General features: G+C 53.4%; 17 protein-coding genes. 6 read left to right on the forward strand and 11 right to left on the reverse strand.

Going from position 1 to position 16,167, the window contains the following annotated elements; translation table 11 throughout:
- The first annotated feature begins 84 nt into the window (after positions 1–84).
- The 6 genes from yidC (at position 85) to N9C89_RS13120 (ending at position 5,556) form a co-directional block, all read left to right on the forward strand.
- A complete protein-coding gene (gene yidC / locus N9C89_RS13095; protein WP_263954366.1) occupies positions 85–1,887 on the forward strand; it encodes a membrane protein insertase YidC in 1,803 nt (600 codons plus the stop codon).
- Positions 1,884–2,639 carry an MOSC domain-containing protein gene (locus N9C89_RS13100; RefSeq protein ID WP_263954367.1) on the forward strand — a complete coding sequence of 252 codons (756 nt, stop codon included), beginning with the start codon at positions 1,884–1,886 and terminating at the stop codon, positions 2,637–2,639. The genes yidC and N9C89_RS13100 overlap by 4 nt, the downstream gene beginning before the upstream one ends.
- Complete coding sequence (gene yihA, locus N9C89_RS13105; protein ID WP_263954457.1) at positions 2,639–3,289, forward strand: ribosome biogenesis GTP-binding protein YihA/YsxC; 651 nt, start codon at positions 2,639–2,641, stop codon at positions 3,287–3,289. The genes N9C89_RS13100 and yihA overlap by 1 nt, the downstream gene beginning before the upstream one ends.
- A 68-nt stretch (positions 3,290–3,357) precedes the next feature.
- The gene (gene argB, locus N9C89_RS13110; RefSeq protein ID WP_263954368.1) at positions 3,358–4,224 is read left to right on the forward strand and encodes an acetylglutamate kinase; all 867 of its coding nucleotides are present in this window, start codon (positions 3,358–3,360) and stop codon (positions 4,222–4,224) included.
- A 43-nt stretch (positions 4,225–4,267) separates the two neighbouring features.
- Positions 4,268–5,068: a sterol desaturase family protein gene (locus tag N9C89_RS13115; RefSeq protein WP_263954369.1), complete on the forward strand. Its 801-nt coding sequence runs from the start codon at positions 4,268–4,270 to the stop codon at positions 5,066–5,068.
- The gene (locus tag N9C89_RS13120) at positions 5,065–5,556 is read left to right on the forward strand and encodes a SixA phosphatase family protein (RefSeq protein WP_263954370.1); all 492 of its coding nucleotides are present in this window, start codon (positions 5,065–5,067) and stop codon (positions 5,554–5,556) included. The genes N9C89_RS13115 and N9C89_RS13120 overlap by 4 nt, the downstream gene beginning before the upstream one ends.
- Positions 5,557–5,608: 52 nt before the next feature.
- Here N9C89_RS13120 and N9C89_RS13125 read toward each other — a convergent pair whose 3' ends face one another.
- From N9C89_RS13125 to N9C89_RS13175, 11 genes are all read right to left on the reverse strand, one after another.
- Positions 5,609–6,400: an amino acid ABC transporter ATP-binding protein gene (locus N9C89_RS13125; RefSeq protein ID WP_274652479.1), complete on the reverse strand. Its 792-nt coding sequence runs from the start codon at positions 6,398–6,400 to the stop codon at positions 5,609–5,611.
- 12 nt (positions 6,401–6,412) lie between these two features.
- Positions 6,413–7,810, reverse strand: coding sequence for an amino acid ABC transporter permease (locus N9C89_RS13130; protein ID WP_263954371.1), 1,398 nt, complete (start codon positions 7,808–7,810; stop codon positions 6,413–6,415).
- Between the two features lies 1 nt (position 7,811).
- On the reverse strand, positions 7,812–9,068 hold the full coding sequence (locus N9C89_RS13135; RefSeq protein ID WP_263954372.1) for an amino acid ABC transporter permease: 1,257 nt from the start codon (positions 9,066–9,068) through the stop codon (positions 7,812–7,814).
- A gap of 129 nt (positions 9,069–9,197) precedes the next feature.
- The gene (locus N9C89_RS13140) at positions 9,198–10,214 is read right to left on the reverse strand and encodes an amino acid ABC transporter substrate-binding protein (RefSeq protein WP_263954373.1); all 1,017 of its coding nucleotides are present in this window, start codon (positions 10,212–10,214) and stop codon (positions 9,198–9,200) included.
- 206 nt (positions 10,215–10,420) lie between these two features.
- On the reverse strand, positions 10,421–11,143 hold the full coding sequence (locus N9C89_RS13145) for an ATP12 family chaperone protein (RefSeq protein WP_263954374.1): 723 nt from the start codon (positions 11,141–11,143) through the stop codon (positions 10,421–10,423).
- Positions 11,140–11,826, reverse strand: a complete 687-nt coding sequence (locus N9C89_RS13150; RefSeq protein ID WP_263954375.1) for an HAD-IA family hydrolase — start codon at positions 11,824–11,826, stop codon at positions 11,140–11,142. Before N9C89_RS13150 ends, N9C89_RS13145 begins: the two co-directional genes overlap by 4 nt.
- Before the next feature lie 7 nt (positions 11,827–11,833).
- The gene (locus N9C89_RS13155; RefSeq protein WP_263954376.1) at positions 11,834–12,868 is read right to left on the reverse strand and encodes an RluA family pseudouridine synthase; all 1,035 of its coding nucleotides are present in this window, start codon (positions 12,866–12,868) and stop codon (positions 11,834–11,836) included.
- Positions 12,865–13,236, reverse strand: a complete 372-nt coding sequence (gene crcB / locus N9C89_RS13160) for a fluoride efflux transporter CrcB (RefSeq protein ID WP_263954377.1) — start codon at positions 13,234–13,236, stop codon at positions 12,865–12,867. The genes N9C89_RS13155 and crcB overlap by 4 nt, the downstream gene beginning before the upstream one ends.
- Positions 13,237–13,267: 31 nt before the next feature.
- Positions 13,268–14,584 (reverse strand): replication-associated recombination protein A, encoded by a 1,317-nt coding sequence (locus N9C89_RS13165; RefSeq protein WP_263954378.1) that lies wholly within the window; start codon positions 14,582–14,584, stop codon positions 13,268–13,270.
- 106 nt (positions 14,585–14,690) lie between these two features.
- On the reverse strand, positions 14,691–15,278 hold the full coding sequence (locus N9C89_RS13170; protein WP_263954379.1) for an acyl-homoserine-lactone synthase: 588 nt from the start codon (positions 15,276–15,278) through the stop codon (positions 14,691–14,693).
- Between the two features lie 61 nt (positions 15,279–15,339).
- Positions 15,340–15,951, reverse strand: a complete 612-nt coding sequence (locus N9C89_RS13175; protein ID WP_263954380.1) for an autoinducer binding domain-containing protein — start codon at positions 15,949–15,951, stop codon at positions 15,340–15,342.
- Between the last annotated feature and the right edge of the window lie 216 nt (positions 15,952–16,167).

The raw sequence follows: 16,167 nt of genomic DNA on the forward strand, positions 1-16,167 counted from the left end.
TGCATTTCTATTGGAAACAGCTTGACCTTTTAGGCGCTGACAGGTTGAACCTCTCTGTGTTTTCTCTGGAATATGGCGGGTTCAATGGACGATCAGAATAAAAACCTAATTCTAGCAATTGCCTTGAGTCTTCTCGTGCTGCTTGGCTGGTCTTTCTTCGTTCCACAGCCTGAGCCAATTGTTGACCCTAACGCAAATGCGGTTGCGGAAAACGATGGCGGCCTAACGCCCCCTGTTGCAGACGCTGATGGATCAAACGCACCGGCGACTGTTACAGAGGTTGAACCAGCGTCGAACGCAATCGAGATCCCGATTGAAACAGATCGGGTCATAGGTTCGCTTTCTACTCTCGGCGGCCGTATCGACAACTTGAGTCTCAAGGACTACCGCGAAACAATCGAGCCAGACTCAGCACTCGTAACCCTCCTGTCGCCGGAAGACTCCGACGCGCCATATTACGCTCTGTATGGCTGGGGGCCAGCTGGCGGTCTTGACCCATCTCTCGTTCCAGGACGTGCAACGATCTGGTCCGTTGAAGAAGGCGAAAAACTTTCCGTAGACACGCCGGTCACCCTCGTTTGGGACAATGGCGCAGGCCTCATTTTTAAACGCAAGATCTCGATTGATGCGGACTATATGTTCTCGATCGAGCAATCCGTGACAAACACAACAGACTCAGCCAAACGCTTGTACCCCTACGGGATGATCACACAGCATGGCGAGCCGGAAACAATCGGATTCTTCATTCTTCACGAGGGCGTCGTACGGATGTCTGACGAGAAGCTTGAGGAGATCAAATACAAGAATATTCCCGATATGGATTATTCGGAGCGTGAAAATGCGCGTGTCGAGCCAATCGACGTAACCGAAAACGGATGGGTTGGCTTTACAGGCAAATACTGGATGACAACGCTCATCCCAGGACGCGAGCAACCCTTCACCTCGGTCGCAAAATATGTGGATAGCCACAAGGTCTACACAACAGAGTCCCGCCTTCCTGTGATGGACGTCACTGCCGGCGGTACGATTGCGGTCTCGACCCAGTTGTTTGCCGGGGCAAAAGAATGGAACCTGATCCGCGATTACCAGAACGAGGGCGGCGTATCCGGTTTCCTCGACTCGATCGACTGGGGCATGTTCTTCTTCCTCACAAAACCTATGTTCTGGCTGCTTCACACTTTGAACGGCTTCATCGGCAATATGGGCTGGTCGATCATTGCGCTCACGATCATCATCAAGGCTCTTCTCTTGCCGCTGGCGTACAAGTCCTACGTCTCTATGGCTAAGATGAAAAAGCTGCAGCCAGAGATGGAGAAAATCAAAGAGCGCGCGGGCGACGACCGTCAGAAACTCCAAACAGAGATGATGGCGCTCTACAAGCGCGAGAAAGCAAATCCGGCCTCCGGCTGTTTGCCAATTCTTCTTCAGATCCCGATCTTCTTCTCGCTCTACAAGGTGATTTTCGTAACCATCGAATTGCGTCACGCACCTTGGATCGGCTGGATTCGCGACCTTTCGGCTCCAGATCCAAGCTCGATTCTGAACCTGTTTGGTTTGCTACCCTTTGATGCGCCCGACCCTTCTAGTCTTCTGGCGATTATCTCGCTGGGTGTACTGCCGATCATTCTCGGTATCTCCATGTGGCTCCAACAGAAGCTTAATCCCGCCCCCACCGAACCGACACAGGCGATGGTTATGGCTTGGATGCCATGGGTCTTCATGTTCATGCTTGGAAACTTTGCGTCGGGCCTCGTGCTCTACTGGATTGCGAACAACACGATCACATTCATCCAGCAGTACGCAATTATGCGCAGCCAAGGCATCAAGCCGAATGTTTTTGAAAACATTACGTCTGGCATGAAGAAGTTCCGCCGGAACGCAAAATGACAACGGCGAGCCCGTCACTTGCCCAAATCTGGCGCCACCCAATTAAGGCGCACGGTGCAGAGGCGCTTGAAACAGTAAATCTCACGGCGGGGGAAACCTTGCCGTGGGATCGCGTTTGGGCCGTACCTCATGAGGCCGCGAAAACTGATGGGACAAATTGGGTTTCCTGCCGCAACTTTTCTCGCGGTGCAGGTGTTCCAAAATTAATGGCTATCGACGCCACGCTTGATGCCGCCAAACAGGTCATCACGCTGACACATCCGGATCTTTCACCAATTTCATTTTCGCCAGACCAACAGGCAGCTGAGTTTTTGAATTGGGTTAGTTCCTTGACGCCCGAGGGCAGACCCAGACCCACAGGTATAATTCGCGCTTCGGGCCAAGGCATGACCGACCAGTCCAAGCCATGGCTTTCCATCCTAAATCTGGCATCCTTACGCGATCTCTCTGAAAAGCTTGGGCAACCTCTTGATCCGCGCCGTTTCCGTGGGAACCTCTGGATCGACGGTATTCCTGCGTGGAGCGAGCGTGACCTCCTTGGCAAGGCTATCCGCATTGGTAACGTTGAGCTTAACGTTACCGAGCACATCGGCAGATGCCGTGCAACCGAAGCGAACCCAGATACAGGTGACCGTGACCTAGACACATTGGGCGCTCTCAAGCAAAACTGGGGTCACACCGATTTTGGTGTTTTTGCCGAAGTCACCAAGGGTGGCACAATTTCAGTTTCCGATAAGGTTGAAATCCAATGATGACACCGAGTTTTCCAATTGCTGAAGAGCCGGACGCTTTCGCCAAAGAGAAAGGTCGCCTGCTTTTTGCTGGCGAAACCGAATTCTTGAAAGGTGTTGTCGCGATGGACGGCATGCCTCCTGGCGATAGATGCGAAGTTTGTTTTGCGGGGCGATCAAATGTCGGAAAATCAACCCTTATCAATGCGGTAACCGGTCGAAAGGCGCTGGCACGCGCTTCAAACACGCCTGGACGCACCCAAGAAATAAACTTCTTCACAGCAGCCGATTCGCACTACCTCGTTGACCTTCCTGGGTATGGGTTTGCCAACGCGCCTGTTGCGGTTGTGGCGAAATGGCAAAAGCTTCTCAAAGCTTATCTGTCGGGTCGGGCGAACCTGCGACGCGCCTTCGTCCTCGTAGATTCCCGCCACGGGATCAAGCCTGTTGATGAGGAGATCATGAGTCTGCTTGATAGCTCTGCTGTGACGTTTCAGTGCGTTTTAACAAAGACAGACAAGCCCAAAAAAGGCGATCTGGACAAAACTCTGGAGCAAGTACGTGGTGCGCTTGCAAAGCATCCCGCGGCCTATCCGGAAATTGTGCTGACAAGCTCTGACAAAGGCATCGGGATCGAAACCTTGCGGACACTCATCGCGACGCTCTCTTAAACCAGACGCAAGCCTTGGAATAATCTAGCAAAACCAGTACCAAGGGCTACAGCCCGAGGGATTCAAAAATGAAGAAACAAGACGCTATGAACCGTGACTGGATTGCCACCGCCCGAACATTGTCTCAAGCTCTGCCGTATCTGCAGCGCTACGAAGGCGCGACAGTCGTAATCAAGTTCGGCGGACACGCGATGGGCTCGGACGAGGCGATGGAAACATTTGCGCGAGACATCGTGTTGATGCAGCAGGTCGGCGTGAATCCCGTTATCGTTCATGGCGGCGGGCCGATGATCAACGAAATGCTCGACAAGCTCGAGATTAAATCCGATTTCGTGAACGGCAAACGCGTAACCGACGCAGCGACAATGGAAGTTGTCGAGATGGTTTTGTCTGGTCGCGTAAACAAGCGGATTGTTCAGGCCATCAACGAACAAGGCGGCCGTGCGGTTGGCCTGTCGGGCAAAGACGCGAACCTCATGGTTTGTGAAGAAACCAATCCCGATCTTGGTTTCGTCGGAACACCTGTCAAAATGCACACAGGCGTTCTCGAAACTTTGTTCAAAGCAGACATGATCCCAGTCATCGCGCCGCTCGGCGCTGGAATGAACGGCGAAACCTTCAACGTAAATGGCGACACGGCGGCGGGCGCTATCGCTGGCGCTTTGAAGGCAGATCGCCTGTTGCTTCTAACCGACGTCGCTGGCGTCAAGAACGCAGACGGAGAAGTTGTTACCGAACTCACAGCATCCCACGTCCATGAACTCACCGAAGCGGGCGTAATCGCAGGCGGTATGATTCCGAAAACCGAAACTGCTCTGAATGCGCTGAACCAAGGTGTTCGGGCGGCTGTTATTCTGGATGGGCGCGCGCCAAATGCTTGTTTGCTTGAGCTTTTCACAGAACATGGCGCTGGCTCAATTATCCGTCAAGGATAGCGCACGGGATTGCATCTGCGCTAAATCCTCGGCAATCTGAGGTATGAATTCCGAAACAACACTTCGCCTCGCTGTCTTTCTCGGGCTGTTCGCTTGCTTTGCTGCGGTCGAGGTCTTTTGGCCACGGCGCAAGGGTGGGCAAAAACGCAAACAGCGGTGGTTTGTAAACTGGTCCATTGTCCTACTCGACACAGTCACGCTGCGGCTTATGTCGGTGATTGTCCCCCTTCTGGCCGTTGGAGCAGCGATTGACGCGCAAGCGCGTGGCGTTGGGCTCCTTAACTCCACAGAATGGCCCGCGGCGATAGAGTTTATCGTGGCGATACTTGTTTTTGATCTGGCGATCTGGTTCCAACACCTGCTCATGCACCGTATCCCGATCTTGTGGCGCCTACATCAAGTTCACCACGTTGACGAAGAGATGGACGTTACAACCGCTATTCGATTCCATCCCATCGAAATCGCTTTGTCTATGCTGCTCAAAATTGGATTGGTTTATGTGCTCGGCCCATCGGCGATTGCTGTTGTTGCGTTTGAAGTTCTGTTGAATGGCACGGCGCTTTTCAATCACGCAAATATCAAACTACCTGTTGGCGTCGACAGGATCGTCCGCCTCGTTCTGGTAACGCCAGACATGCACCGCGTGCACCACTCAATTCACCCGAAAGAGCATCACCGAAATTTTGGCTTCTCATTGTCGATCTGGGACAAGGTTTTCGGCACCTACCTTGCCCAGCCCGCCGAACCACATGAAACCATGCCCATCGGGCTTTCCTATGACCAGCAGACGCCCAAAACGCTTGGAGCGGCGCTTTCGATGCCATTCAGGGAGCCGAAGCCATGAGACTCATTCTGATGCGCCATGCGAAATCCGATTGGGATGGAATGTGCTCTGACCATGAGCGCCCACTCAGCCAGCGCGGCAAACGCGCCGCGCCAAAGATTGGGACATACCTCAGTGAGCGCGGCTACATTCCGGAACAGGCCATAATTTCAGACTCAACACGCACCCGCGAAACAAATGCGTTGGTTGCCGAGGCTTGGCCCGAGGTAGTTCCAGTCAGGCTTGAAGCAAAGCTCTATCACGCATCTGCAGCCATGATGTTCGAGGTTCTAAAATCAGCAACAGCGCAAACAGTGCTTGTTGTCGGGCACAACCCCGGAATCGCTTCGTTTGCAGAAGCAATGGTGAGTCAGCCGCCAGAACACGGGCGCTTTTTCGATTATCCAACTTGCGCAACGACTGTCATTGATTTTGACATATCCGACTGGAGTGAGGTCGAAACAGGCACAGGTCAGGTTTTGGATTTTGTTATTCCACGCGAGCTCTAAATAGAAAAAGCCGACGCACGGCGCCGGCTTTCTTTGTCGTATGTCGAGGTCTTTAGTGGCCGAGAATTTGGCTGAGGAACAACTTTGTTCGCTCGGACTTCGGATTGTTAAAGAACTCTTCAGGCTCGTTCTGCTCAACGATCTGACCCGCATCCATAAAGATAACGCGGTTCGCCACCTGACGGGCAAAACCCATCTCGTGCGTCACGCAGAGCATTGTCATGCCCTCCTCGGCGAGCTCGATCATTGTGTCGAGAACTTCCTTGATCATCTCAGGGTCAAGCGCGGATGTCGGCTCGTCAAAGAGCATGATCCGCGGCTTCATGCAGAGCGAACGCGCAATCGCCACACGCTGCTGCTGACCACCGGAAAGTTGGCCGGGGTACTTGTTGGCCTGCTCCGGAATTTTGACCTTCTCAAGGAAGTGCATCGCTGTTTCCTCAGCCTCTTTTCGAGGGGTCTTACGAACCCAAATCGGCGCGAGAGTACAGTTTTCGAGGATCGTCAGATGCGGGAATAAGTTGAAGTGCTGGAAACACATCCCCACTTCGCGACGGATCTTGTCGATGTTTTTAAGGTCCGATGTTAGCTCGGTGCCGTCAACAATGATGTCGCCCTGCTGGTGCTCTTCAAGACGGTTGATACAGCGGATTAGCGTCGATTTACCGGAACCCGAAGGCCCCGCAATAACGATCCGCTCGCCCTGATTAACTGTCAGGTTGATATCGCGCAGAACGTGGAACGTCCCGTACCACTTGTTCATGTTGTTGATCTGGATCGCGACCTCGTCAGAGACCTTCATTTTGGAGCGATCGATTTCGCGGGCTGTAGCAAGTTCAGACATAGTGTGAACTCCTTATTTATGGCCAGTCTGAAGCTTGCGCTCCAGGAACATGGAATAACGTGACATTGAGAAGCAAACGACGAAGAAGAGAAGCGCGATGAAAGCGTAAAGCTCCCACACAATCCCGTTCCACTCCTGGTTTGCCCGGATCGCATTGGATAGTCCGATGGGGTCCATGAGGCTGATGATCGACACAAGCGTTGTATCTTTGAACACGCCGATAAAGGTACTCACGATGCCCGGAATGGAGATCTTGAGCGCCTGTGGCATGATGATCAAACGTTGCGCCTTCCAGTAATCAAGGCCAAGCGCATCTGCCGCTTCGTACTGCCCTTTGGGAAGAGCTGCGAGGCCACCTCGAACAACTTCAGCCATATAGGCCGCTGCAAAGAGCGTCACCATGATCATAACCCGGAGGATCACGTCAAAGTTTGTGCCAGGGGGCATGAAGATGTTGAGCAGGTTGTTCGCAACAAACAGCAGCGTAATCAGCGGCACACCTCGGATGAACTCGATAAAGCCAACACAGAGCGCCTTTACGATGAACAGGTCCGATTGACGGCCAAGCGCGAGAACAATCCCAAGCGGTAGCGAACCAAGGATCGCCACAACACCGATGGAAATTGACAGGAAGAACCCACCAAACTGACGGCTTGAAACAGGCTCCAACGTCAGATCAATCGGGCTGCCGGCAAAAATTGACGCCGCACTTCCTGAAAGGAACAACCACCAAATGATCGGAACCACGGCGGACATGATGACCGCAATCAACGTTCCGGCGATAGGCGCTAGGATTTTGAACGCAAAGTACCCGAGTACAAACCCCACAAAAGCCATTGCAGGCCCCCAGATCGAACCACCCCACATCAACCAAACGTCGATGAATGGGAAAAGAACGGTCACGATCAGCAGTTTACGCGGCGCACGTTCGATCAGGACGGGGGCCAAACCAACGAACAACAAGATGATCGCGAGGTTCAGTCTCCAGTATCCAAGAATCATAACGATTGGTGTCGCGACGTGAGCACGTGGATCGGCGAGGATTTCCGCCGCGCTTGCGCCCGAAACCGCCGACAACAGGTTCGCATCAAGAGGATAGAACCCATAAAGAAGTTGCAACCATCGGTCGTTAATTACGCCCCAGCATGCACCGCTATGGCCGGTGTAACCGGTCGCTGCGATGATCTCGCGGCATTCCGACAAGGACTTTGCATTCCATGTCGGCTGGATGCCCCAGCCAAGAAGGCTAAGGACGGTCCAGACAATCGCCAAGACAAAGAGAACCGTAATGATCGAGTTCCAGATGCCGTTGAACAGGTTTTCACGCATCCAGCCGATCGGGCCCACCGTGCTTGCAGGAGGCTCCTTCTCGGGGAGCATTTCTGTGCGGACAAATTCGATATTTGACATATTACCGCTCCACCAATTTGACTGAGTTGTTGTACCAGTTCATGACCGCCGAAATACTCAACGAGATCGTGAGATAGATCAGCATGAGCAAGAGAATACTCTCAAGCTCGCGGCCGGTTTGGTTCATGGTGATACCACCGAGCGTGCCGGTAATGTCCATGTAACCCACGGCAATCGCCAGAGAGGAGTTCTTGGTCAGGTTCAGGTAGTTTGAAATCATCGGTGGAATAATCACGCGAAGCGCCTGTGGCAAAATCACGAGGTTCATTGTCCGGCGAGAGCTTAGGCCGAGTGCGGAAGCCGCCTCGGATTGTCCCTTGGATACCGACATAATCCCGGCACGCACAATCTCTGCAATAAACGCAGCGGTATAGACCGACAGAGCCAACCACAAAGCAATCAGCGAGTTCCGCAGGTGAGTACCACCTGAGAAGTTGAAGCCCTTAAGTTCAGGGTAGCCGAGGTGATATCCCAAAATCCAAAGCACAAGCAGTGTTGGAATACAGATAACACCAAGCCGTTTGTACCATGTGACAGGACGATCACCCGTTGCGGCCTGAATAACATTCGCGCGGCGGGTGATGAGCTTGGAAATCAAAATCCCCGCAATCAGAACTGCGCCAATTGCGATCAGATCAAGACTCACATTGAAAAATCCGAAGAAATCGACATTGCCAAGGCTTCGACTAAAGAGGATTTCGGGGATATAAACACCGCGGTTCGTAACCGCGACCGAATCGCCGAGAAGCATAGACGCTTCAGGGTTATCTCCCCTGAAGGCACGTGGTGCCGGCAAGGTCTCGATCAGAATCGCCATTGTAAAAACGATCCACAAAAGAACCGGTACGTTACGGAACATCTCGACATAAACGGTCATGATCTTTGCCACGAGCCAGTTGTTCGAGAGCCTTAGCACGCCGATAACCACGCCGAGGATGGTCGCTGTGATACAGCCAAGAACCGCAACGAGAAGCGTGTTGAGCAGGCCAACACCAGCGGCGCGCCAATGAGAATCGCGCGACGTGTATTCGATTAGCCGTTGGTTAATATCATAGCTTGCAGGCTCATTCAGAAAGGCAAAAGAAGGCTCTTTTCCGAGGTCTGCAAGATTGTTGGCGGTGTTTGACACCAGCCATGCGGCCAAAGCCATAAATCCGATCAGCGCAACCACTTGGATGGTCAACGACCGATAGCGGGTATCGTAAATCAGCATAGATAGCCGAAACGACTCCCTAGGTGGGTCGGTTAATGTTGTCATGAAGACATCCCCGTCAGCTCATGGCTTGCCGGTGCATTTCCTGCACTCATATCGCCAGAGTGTTTTCTATTTGATCTTGTTTTTATTGGTGAAAGGGCGCGGAAAACCGCGCCCTTTGCTTTTAGGATCCTACCGGAATGGTGGCGAGTAGATCAGGCCGCCATCTGTCCACTGTGCGTTAAGACCACGCGCAATGCCGATTGGTGTGCTGAGACCGATGTTCTTTTCAAAGATCTCGCCATAGTTACCTTCAACCATGATCGCACGTTTTGCCCAGTCGGCGTCGAGGCCGAGCATCTCGCCGAGGTTACCCTCTGTACCAAGCAGACGGTTGATCTCAGGGTTGTTTGTGCCGTTTGCCATCTCACCGATGTTAGCAGATGTAACACCAAGCTCTTCAGCAGTGATCAGAGCGTTGAGAGTCCAGCGTGCGATATCACCCCATTCGTTGTCGCCGTGGCGAACAAGCGGGCCGAGTGGCTCTTTGGAGATGATTTCTGGCAGAACCATGTGTGCATCTGGTGCTTCGAAAGTTGCACGTGTCGCAGCAAGCGCGGAAGCGTCAGTTGTGTAAACGTCGCAAGCGCCGGCAAGGTACTGCTGCTGAGCTTCAGCGTTTGTTTCGATAGGCACTGGCTCATAGGAGATGTTGTTGGCACGGAAGAAATCGGCCAAGTTCAGCTCTGTTGTTGTACCAGTTTGGATACAAACAGTTGCGCCATCGAGTTCTTTCGCGGAGGAAACACCAAGCTCAACCGGAACCATGAAGCCCTGGCCGTCGTAGTAGTTTACGCCAACAAAGTCGAACTTCAGGTCGACGTCGCGGCTGAATGTCCATGTGGTATTACGAGCCAACAGATCGATCTCGCCGGAAGCGAGCGCTGTGAAGCGTGTTTTACCAGTTGTCGGGATGAATTCTACAGCTGTGCCATCGCCAAGAACGGCGGCCGCTACGGCGCGACATACAGCAACATCAAATCCAGCCCAGTTGCCGTTTGCATCTGGCGCAGCGAAGCCAGGAACACCAGTTGTCACACCACAGTTCAGCTTACCACGTGCTTTGACGTCATCAACTGTACCGGCGGTTGCTGCACCAGCAGCCAGTCCGGCGACTGTGATAGCGCCTAGAATTACGGATTTTTTCATTTTTACCTCTTCCTGAATTTCCGCCCTTTTTGGACGGTTAGAATGGCGATTGCTCGCCAAGTACGAAACATTGAAAACAGGTCTCCCCAGTTTCAGCGCATTCAGTTTGGGCAATTTCCTTCTAAAAGGTCAAGGGGCGCAAAGGAAAAACGCTTGAATAACAGGCATTGACACGAAACAAATCGCTCACTTTTCGGACAGTTGACCTAATTTGGTTCTATTTTGTGAGCCCAATGAAAGAACCGATGCGCAGCCTCGAAACTCTCGCGTTTCGCCGCTGCGCTGGCTGCTGCTTCGTCATCGACGCCCCATTGAGCTTCTTGCCAGTCTTCATCGACTCGCGCTGCGGCCCAAATTTCGCTTACTGGACGCAGGTTTTGAGTGGCCGCGAGGCCAAGCACAAGCGAGCCAGATATGGTCACCAAGTCATGAAAGCCAACGAGCTCAAAGGGCGACATCTCAAAGACAACACGCGATAGATTCGCTGTGCTTTTCTCAGATTGTGCAACATGCATCACGCCTGCGCCAATGTTTAGCGGCGCATCAAATTCTTGCCTCGCCCAGTCTAGATACGGGTCCCACACTTCCGCCTGCTTCTGCGCCAGTTCTTTTGGCGATGGCGCACGGTAACAGAGAAGGTCTGTGCCGCCATATTCCGCAAGCATCGCTGCCACGTCGTCAAACTGCGGGATCACCTTATCAATTGCCGAATTCGCCGCGCGTGTGACAGGCATTGTCGACGGGTCGATCTTTTCTTCCTGCGCTTGCCACTCTGCCGCTATTGCCTCCGCCATCGGTTTTGACGGCACGACCAGCTCGGCCTTAAACGGCGTACGGAGTTTTCGCGAATCTAGGAGGACCCGATACCCACCTTCGCAGGTTTCAATATCTGCGTTCTGCCAGAAACGTTTTGCTGCCCACTCGCTCATGCTGTCCTCCACATTCGGTCAAGTGCGGGAATGAGCTGCTCATAGCCTTCCAGCACAAGTTCGGCTCCGGCATCTACCAACTCATCGCGGGAATGATACCCCCAGTCCACACCGATGCGCCGAATTCCACCTGCCGCACCCATTTTCATATCAAAGCTGGTGTCGCCAATGATTACCGCGTTTTCAGGCTCTACACCCGTTTCAAACAATGCGCGCTGAACCATAGACGGGTGTGGCTTGCTCGGATGATCATCCGCAACTTGCTGGGTAATAAAGAGCGTAGAAAACCCATGCCCTTCAAGAATGTGGTCAAGTCCGCGCCGGCTTTTGCCCGTCGCAACGCCAAGAATGTTTTCATCAACCGCATGCAACGCGCGGATCGCCTCCTCGGCACCGGGAAACAGCGGAGACGTTGCGGCCGTACCCAAATCCGCTCGCTGCTGCACGAATGCATCTTTGTAAGCTTCGACCATCTGATCGCGTTGCGCAGCGCCGGCGTTCGGCATCAACTTCTCGACCGCGACAGAGAGCGAAAGCCCAACGATAGAGAGGACCTCTTCTCGTGATGGTGGCGTCAATTCAACGCGCGCACATGCCGCGCACATCGCATCAAAGATATGATGCTGGCTATCGACAAGCGTGCCATCGACGTCAAACAAGATCAGTTTGAGGGGCGCAGACATTCCGATCTTAAAACTCTTCGTTGAATGGATCGGCAGGCACATCTTCGGGCGCCCATGCCAAAGTATCCCACGTGTGGCTCATATGTTTGGGAAGCGGCGCAGTAAATGCGAGTTTTGCACCTGTAAAAGGATGCGTCATCGTAAGAGACCGTGCATGAAGGTGCAGCTTTTTCGAAAGATCGCCGCCCAATTGTGCGCCCCAACCGTCGCCAAGGTTTTCCTGACCCGACCCGCCATATTTGCCATCGCCGATGATCGGATGTCCAAGCTCGGCCATATGAGCGCGCAGCTGGTGGGTTCGGCCTGTGATCGGCACAAGCGCAACCCACGTCACGCGTCCGCCAAGAGCGGAGAGTACCGCGTAATCGGTTGTTGCGCGCTTTGCGCCCTCTGTCGTGTCGATATCGCGAGGATGCACGCAATACATCCGCTCGTAATCACCACCGGCCTTCACCAGTCCGAAGCGAACTGTCCCCATATTTGGCTTTGGTTGCCCTGCAACCGCGGCCCAGTAAATCTTGCGGGTTTCCCGATCGCGAAATGCTTTGGTGAGCGCGGCTGCCGATGCACGTGTGCGGGCAAGCAACAAGATGCCAGAGGTGTCTTTATCAAGGCGGTGAACAAGGCGTGGTTTTTCGTCCAAACCAAAGCGCAGCGCATCGGCCAATCCGTCAACATGGCGCGTCTGGTTGGTTCCGCCCTGCGTGGGCAAACCGGGCGGCTTGTTGATCGCGATTAGATAGTCATCTTTGTAAATCACCGATTTCTGCATCATCTCTGCATCTTCAGCAGACATCGGTGCGGGCGGCTTTGGCATTGCCGTAATCTGCCCTGCGGTCGGAAGTGGCGGCACGCGAACCACCTGCCCTGTTTCAAGGCGTGTTGAGGCCTTCACACGGCCTTTGTTGACGCGAATGTCGCCCTTTCGGCACAGCTTCTCGATGCGACCTTGGCTTACTTGCGGAAAGTTCCGACGGAACCACCGATCAAGCCGTTGATCGTTATCTTCCTCGGTAATTGTAATGTGCTGAACACCGCTCATCCGGCCAAACCTCTCGCAATGAAAACCCCAAGCGCTACGCCTGCCAATGATAGAACAACCGACAAAACAACATACAACGCCGCCGTTCCGACTTGCCCACTTGAATAAAGCTTGAGCGCCTCAAGGGAGAAGGACGAAAATGTCGTAAACCCGCCGAGCACACCTATCATCAAGAGCGGCACCCATGGTTCACGACCAGCAAGCGCCACAAACGCAATGCCCATCAAGAAGGACCCAACGACGTTGATAGGCAATGTAGCAAGAAGATAACTCTCGCCAAATGCGCGCACTGACGTGTACCCAAAAAGGAATCGCGCAACAGCGCCAATCGCTCCACCAACGGCAACATATATCAGGGTTAGTAACATCGGTGGGGTTTTGCGCTTAACGCAGCCATTGTCAACCGTTCTGCCGTTTTGCTCGCAGTTTCGCGAAGTATTCCTGCCGCTTTTTAAGCTCTCGCTCGAATCCGCGTTCTACAGGCTCATAGAGTGATGGGCGATCCATCGTTTCGGGGAAATAGTTCTGACCCGAAAAGCCATCTTCGGCGTCATGGTCATAGGCATAACCCGCGCCATACCCCTGCTCTTCCATCAAACTCGTGGGGGCATTGAGAATATGTTTGGGCGGCGGTTCAGAGCCGGTCTTGGCCGCTGCAGCCATTGCCTTTTTGTACCCTGCGTAACCAGCATTACTCTTTGGGGCCAGCGCGAGATACGTCACGGCCTGCGCCAGCGCCAACTCCCCTTCCGGACTGCCAAGCCGCTCGTAAACCTGCCATGCATGCAAGCAATGCGCCTGTGCGGCGGGATCGGCCAAGCCGATGTCCTCGACGGCCATGCGCGTAATACGGCGGGCAAGGTATCGCGGGTCTTCCCCACCCTTTAGCATCCGTGCAAACCAGTACAACGCCGCATCAGGATCAGAGCCACGCACTGATTTATGGAGCGCGGAAATTAGGTTGTAATGCTCGTCGCCACCTTTGTCATAGACCGCTGCGCGCCGCATAAGCCGCTGTGCGAGTGCTTTGCTATCCAGCGGCACATCCGTTTTCCATGCCGCGACTTGTTCGATCAAATTCAATAGCGCTCGACCGTCGCCATCCGCCATTTCAAGCAGGGCATCTCGCGCACTCTCATCGAGAGGTAATTCGTATCCCAGCTCCCGCTCGGCCCGCGCCATCAAGCGCCCTAGATCCTCTATGGACAATCGCGTCAGAACCATAACCTGCGCTCGGCTAAGCACCGCCGCGTTCAATTCAAAACTGGGGTTTTCTGTGGTGGCCCCAACGAGAAGGATCGTGCCGTCTTCCATATGGGGCAGGAAGCCGTCTTGCTGTGCCTTGTTGAACCGATGAATCTCGTCAACAAACAACAAAGTGCCCCGACCATTCTTGCGGCGAAGCTTCGCAGACTCAAACACTTTTCGGAGTTCTGGCATGCCGGTGAAGATCGCGCTGATCTGAACAAACTCCAACTCGGTTTCATCCGCCAACAAACGGGCGATCGTCGTCTTGCCAACACCGGGCGGGCCCCAAAAAATGATCGACCCCAAGCTGTTGGAGGCAAGCATAACGCCCAACGGGCTCTCGCTTCCGAGAACCTGTTCCTGTCCGATTACATCTTTAAGTGTGGATGGTCGCAACCGATCCGCCAAAGGGCGCGGTGCGTTTTTCGAAGCGTCTGCGGCTTCTGGAGAATCAAATAAATCAGACATGAGCCAAACCTATGCCCCCGCCTGAGAATTGGAAACGAAAAAGGGGAGCCTTGCAAAGCGCAAGGTTCCCTCTTTCTGGGGTCTTCTAACCTGTCTCCGGCAACGCCTAGTGGAGTTTTGGTGTCAGGTCGATCTTGACGCACTGGAAGTCGCCATCGCCGATAAACATCGAACGACCAGCAGCTTCGGCATCCAAACCGCAACGCCCAAACCAGCGCGGCCAGTTTGCAGCGGTAAGTGCGATCAAGTTGGTTGCCCCCAACTCACGCGCAGACTTCAGCATCGCCATAACCATGTAGGCATGAACGCGACGGCGAATCCGTTGTGGCGTGTTGTGCGATACGAAAACTCGCGTGCTTTCCCACGTATTTTCATCCACAGGCGCTTCATCATAAAGCAAGTCCTGCGGAATCGTTCCGAGAAGGCCGCGCTGCGCGTCCCGAATCATGTAACTATAGATACCGCAGCGCGCGGTAGTTGGTGTCAGACGAATACCGGCGTAAACCTCGCCGTACTCGTGAATGGCAATCCAGCGACTCGCCGGAGTGTCATATTGGTCGTACTCCATTCCAAGGGCCTCAGGGAGGTCCCAATTCTTCTGCACAATGAACGACTGTTTGCGAGCTCTAAACAGATTTGCGAATAGTTCGCCGTGATTGTGCATGTTTTCGAAAGATAGTGTAGTCGTCTGCATGGTTAATATCCCCCAGCTTGATTTAGTACCAAGCCCCATGATCAAACGACGACCGTCTTTGCTATAGCAGCCTATAATCCTTTGCGCGTTGAATTGCCTCTGCGGTGGTCCGGGCGAGCAATTTTTGCCGGGCCGCAGTTAATCGTGCCTTGAGGGCACTCTCCGAGATATTCAATTTTGCAGCTGCCGCCGCATGCCGATCGCCATCTGCTATATATCGCAGGGCTTCGATTTGAGCCTTGGTTAGGCTCTCCGGCGGCTCCGTTAGTGCGTGAAGCCGTCGTACGATTAGCTCGATCTCTTCGATCTCGCTATCTGTGAACTCGCGGTCAGAGTGTGCAAAACTCGCAATCGTCCGAGAACTGATCGGACCGCAAGAAACTGTTAACCCATAGTTCAGGCCGTATTCTTTTGCCTGCTCCAGGATTCCGAACGGGTCGGGAAAGCCGAAATCGCGCCACCTACTAGCGCCTTCCGTACTAAAGCCCCACGCGATTGTGGGGTCCCTCAGAGCATAGCCTTGCTCTGTGTAATAATCAGTCCACCGCTTATCGTATGTCTGGAACGACATAAGCGGAGAGGCGAACCTAATATGCAGCCCTACGAAGTAACCCGCTGGCGCGAGCAACCCTAAGGTATGTAGTTCTAAATCGAGGCCTATCTTACTGGACATGTCTTTTTAGACAAGTTGCAGAAATCTCAGTCAACCTTAAAGTGTACCTACGATCAATATTTTGATTTGCGCCAACATCATGATTTCAAAGGTTAACAAAGCCGTTGTTTGATTGATGTCCCTGCCGGAAGGCGCTGATCACGGCCAATATTTCTCTTGGGTGCAATTGCACCGTGTCTAGAAAATGTTGGCTTGTTATTGAGCGGAGTAAACGAG

It is taken from the genome of Halocynthiibacter sp. SDUM655004 (assembly GCF_026015885.1).
In the GTDB taxonomy this organism is placed as follows: Bacteria; Pseudomonadota; Alphaproteobacteria; order Rhodobacterales; family Rhodobacteraceae; genus Falsihalocynthiibacter; species Falsihalocynthiibacter halioticoli.

Excerpts from the sequence above, each read along its gene's own strand:
- yidC (WP_263954366.1), top strand. The coding sequence starts at position 85 with ATGGACGATCAGAATAAAAACCTAATTCTAGCAATTGCCTTGAGTCTT.
- N9C89_RS13100 (WP_263954367.1), top strand. The coding sequence starts at position 1,884 with ATGACAACGGCGAGCCCGTCACTTGCCCAAATCTGGCGCCACCCAATT.
- yihA (WP_263954457.1), top strand. The coding sequence starts at position 2,639 with ATGACACCGAGTTTTCCAATTGCTGAAGAGCCGGACGCTTTCGCCAAA.
- argB (WP_263954368.1), top strand. The coding sequence starts at position 3,358 with ATGAAGAAACAAGACGCTATGAACCGTGACTGGATTGCCACCGCCCGA.
- N9C89_RS13115 (WP_263954369.1), top strand. The coding sequence starts at position 4,268 with ATGAATTCCGAAACAACACTTCGCCTCGCTGTCTTTCTCGGGCTGTTC.
- N9C89_RS13120 (WP_263954370.1), top strand. The coding sequence starts at position 5,065 with ATGAGACTCATTCTGATGCGCCATGCGAAATCCGATTGGGATGGAATG.
- N9C89_RS13125 (WP_274652479.1), bottom strand. The coding sequence starts at position 6,400 with ATGTCTGAACTTGCTACAGCCCGCGAAATCGATCGCTCCAAAATGAAG.
- N9C89_RS13130 (WP_263954371.1), bottom strand. The coding sequence starts at position 7,810 with ATGTCAAATATCGAATTTGTCCGCACAGAAATGCTCCCCGAGAAGGAG.
- N9C89_RS13135 (WP_263954372.1), bottom strand. The coding sequence starts at position 9,068 with ATGACAACATTAACCGACCCACCTAGGGAGTCGTTTCGGCTATCTATG.
- N9C89_RS13140 (WP_263954373.1), bottom strand. The coding sequence starts at position 10,214 with ATGAAAAAATCCGTAATTCTAGGCGCTATCACAGTCGCCGGACTGGCT.
- N9C89_RS13145 (WP_263954374.1), bottom strand. The coding sequence starts at position 11,143 with ATGAGCGAGTGGGCAGCAAAACGTTTCTGGCAGAACGCAGATATTGAA.
- N9C89_RS13150 (WP_263954375.1), bottom strand. The coding sequence starts at position 11,826 with ATGTCTGCGCCCCTCAAACTGATCTTGTTTGACGTCGATGGCACGCTT.
- N9C89_RS13155 (WP_263954376.1), bottom strand. The coding sequence starts at position 12,868 with ATGAGCGGTGTTCAGCACATTACAATTACCGAGGAAGATAACGATCAA.
- crcB (WP_263954377.1), bottom strand. The coding sequence starts at position 13,236 with ATGTTACTAACCCTGATATATGTTGCCGTTGGTGGAGCGATTGGCGCT.
- N9C89_RS13165 (WP_263954378.1), bottom strand. The coding sequence starts at position 14,584 with ATGTCTGATTTATTTGATTCTCCAGAAGCCGCAGACGCTTCGAAAAAC.
- N9C89_RS13170 (WP_263954379.1), bottom strand. The coding sequence starts at position 15,278 with ATGCAGACGACTACACTATCTTTCGAAAACATGCACAATCACGGCGAA.
- N9C89_RS13175 (WP_263954380.1), bottom strand. The coding sequence starts at position 15,951 with ATGTCCAGTAAGATAGGCCTCGATTTAGAACTACATACCTTAGGGTTG.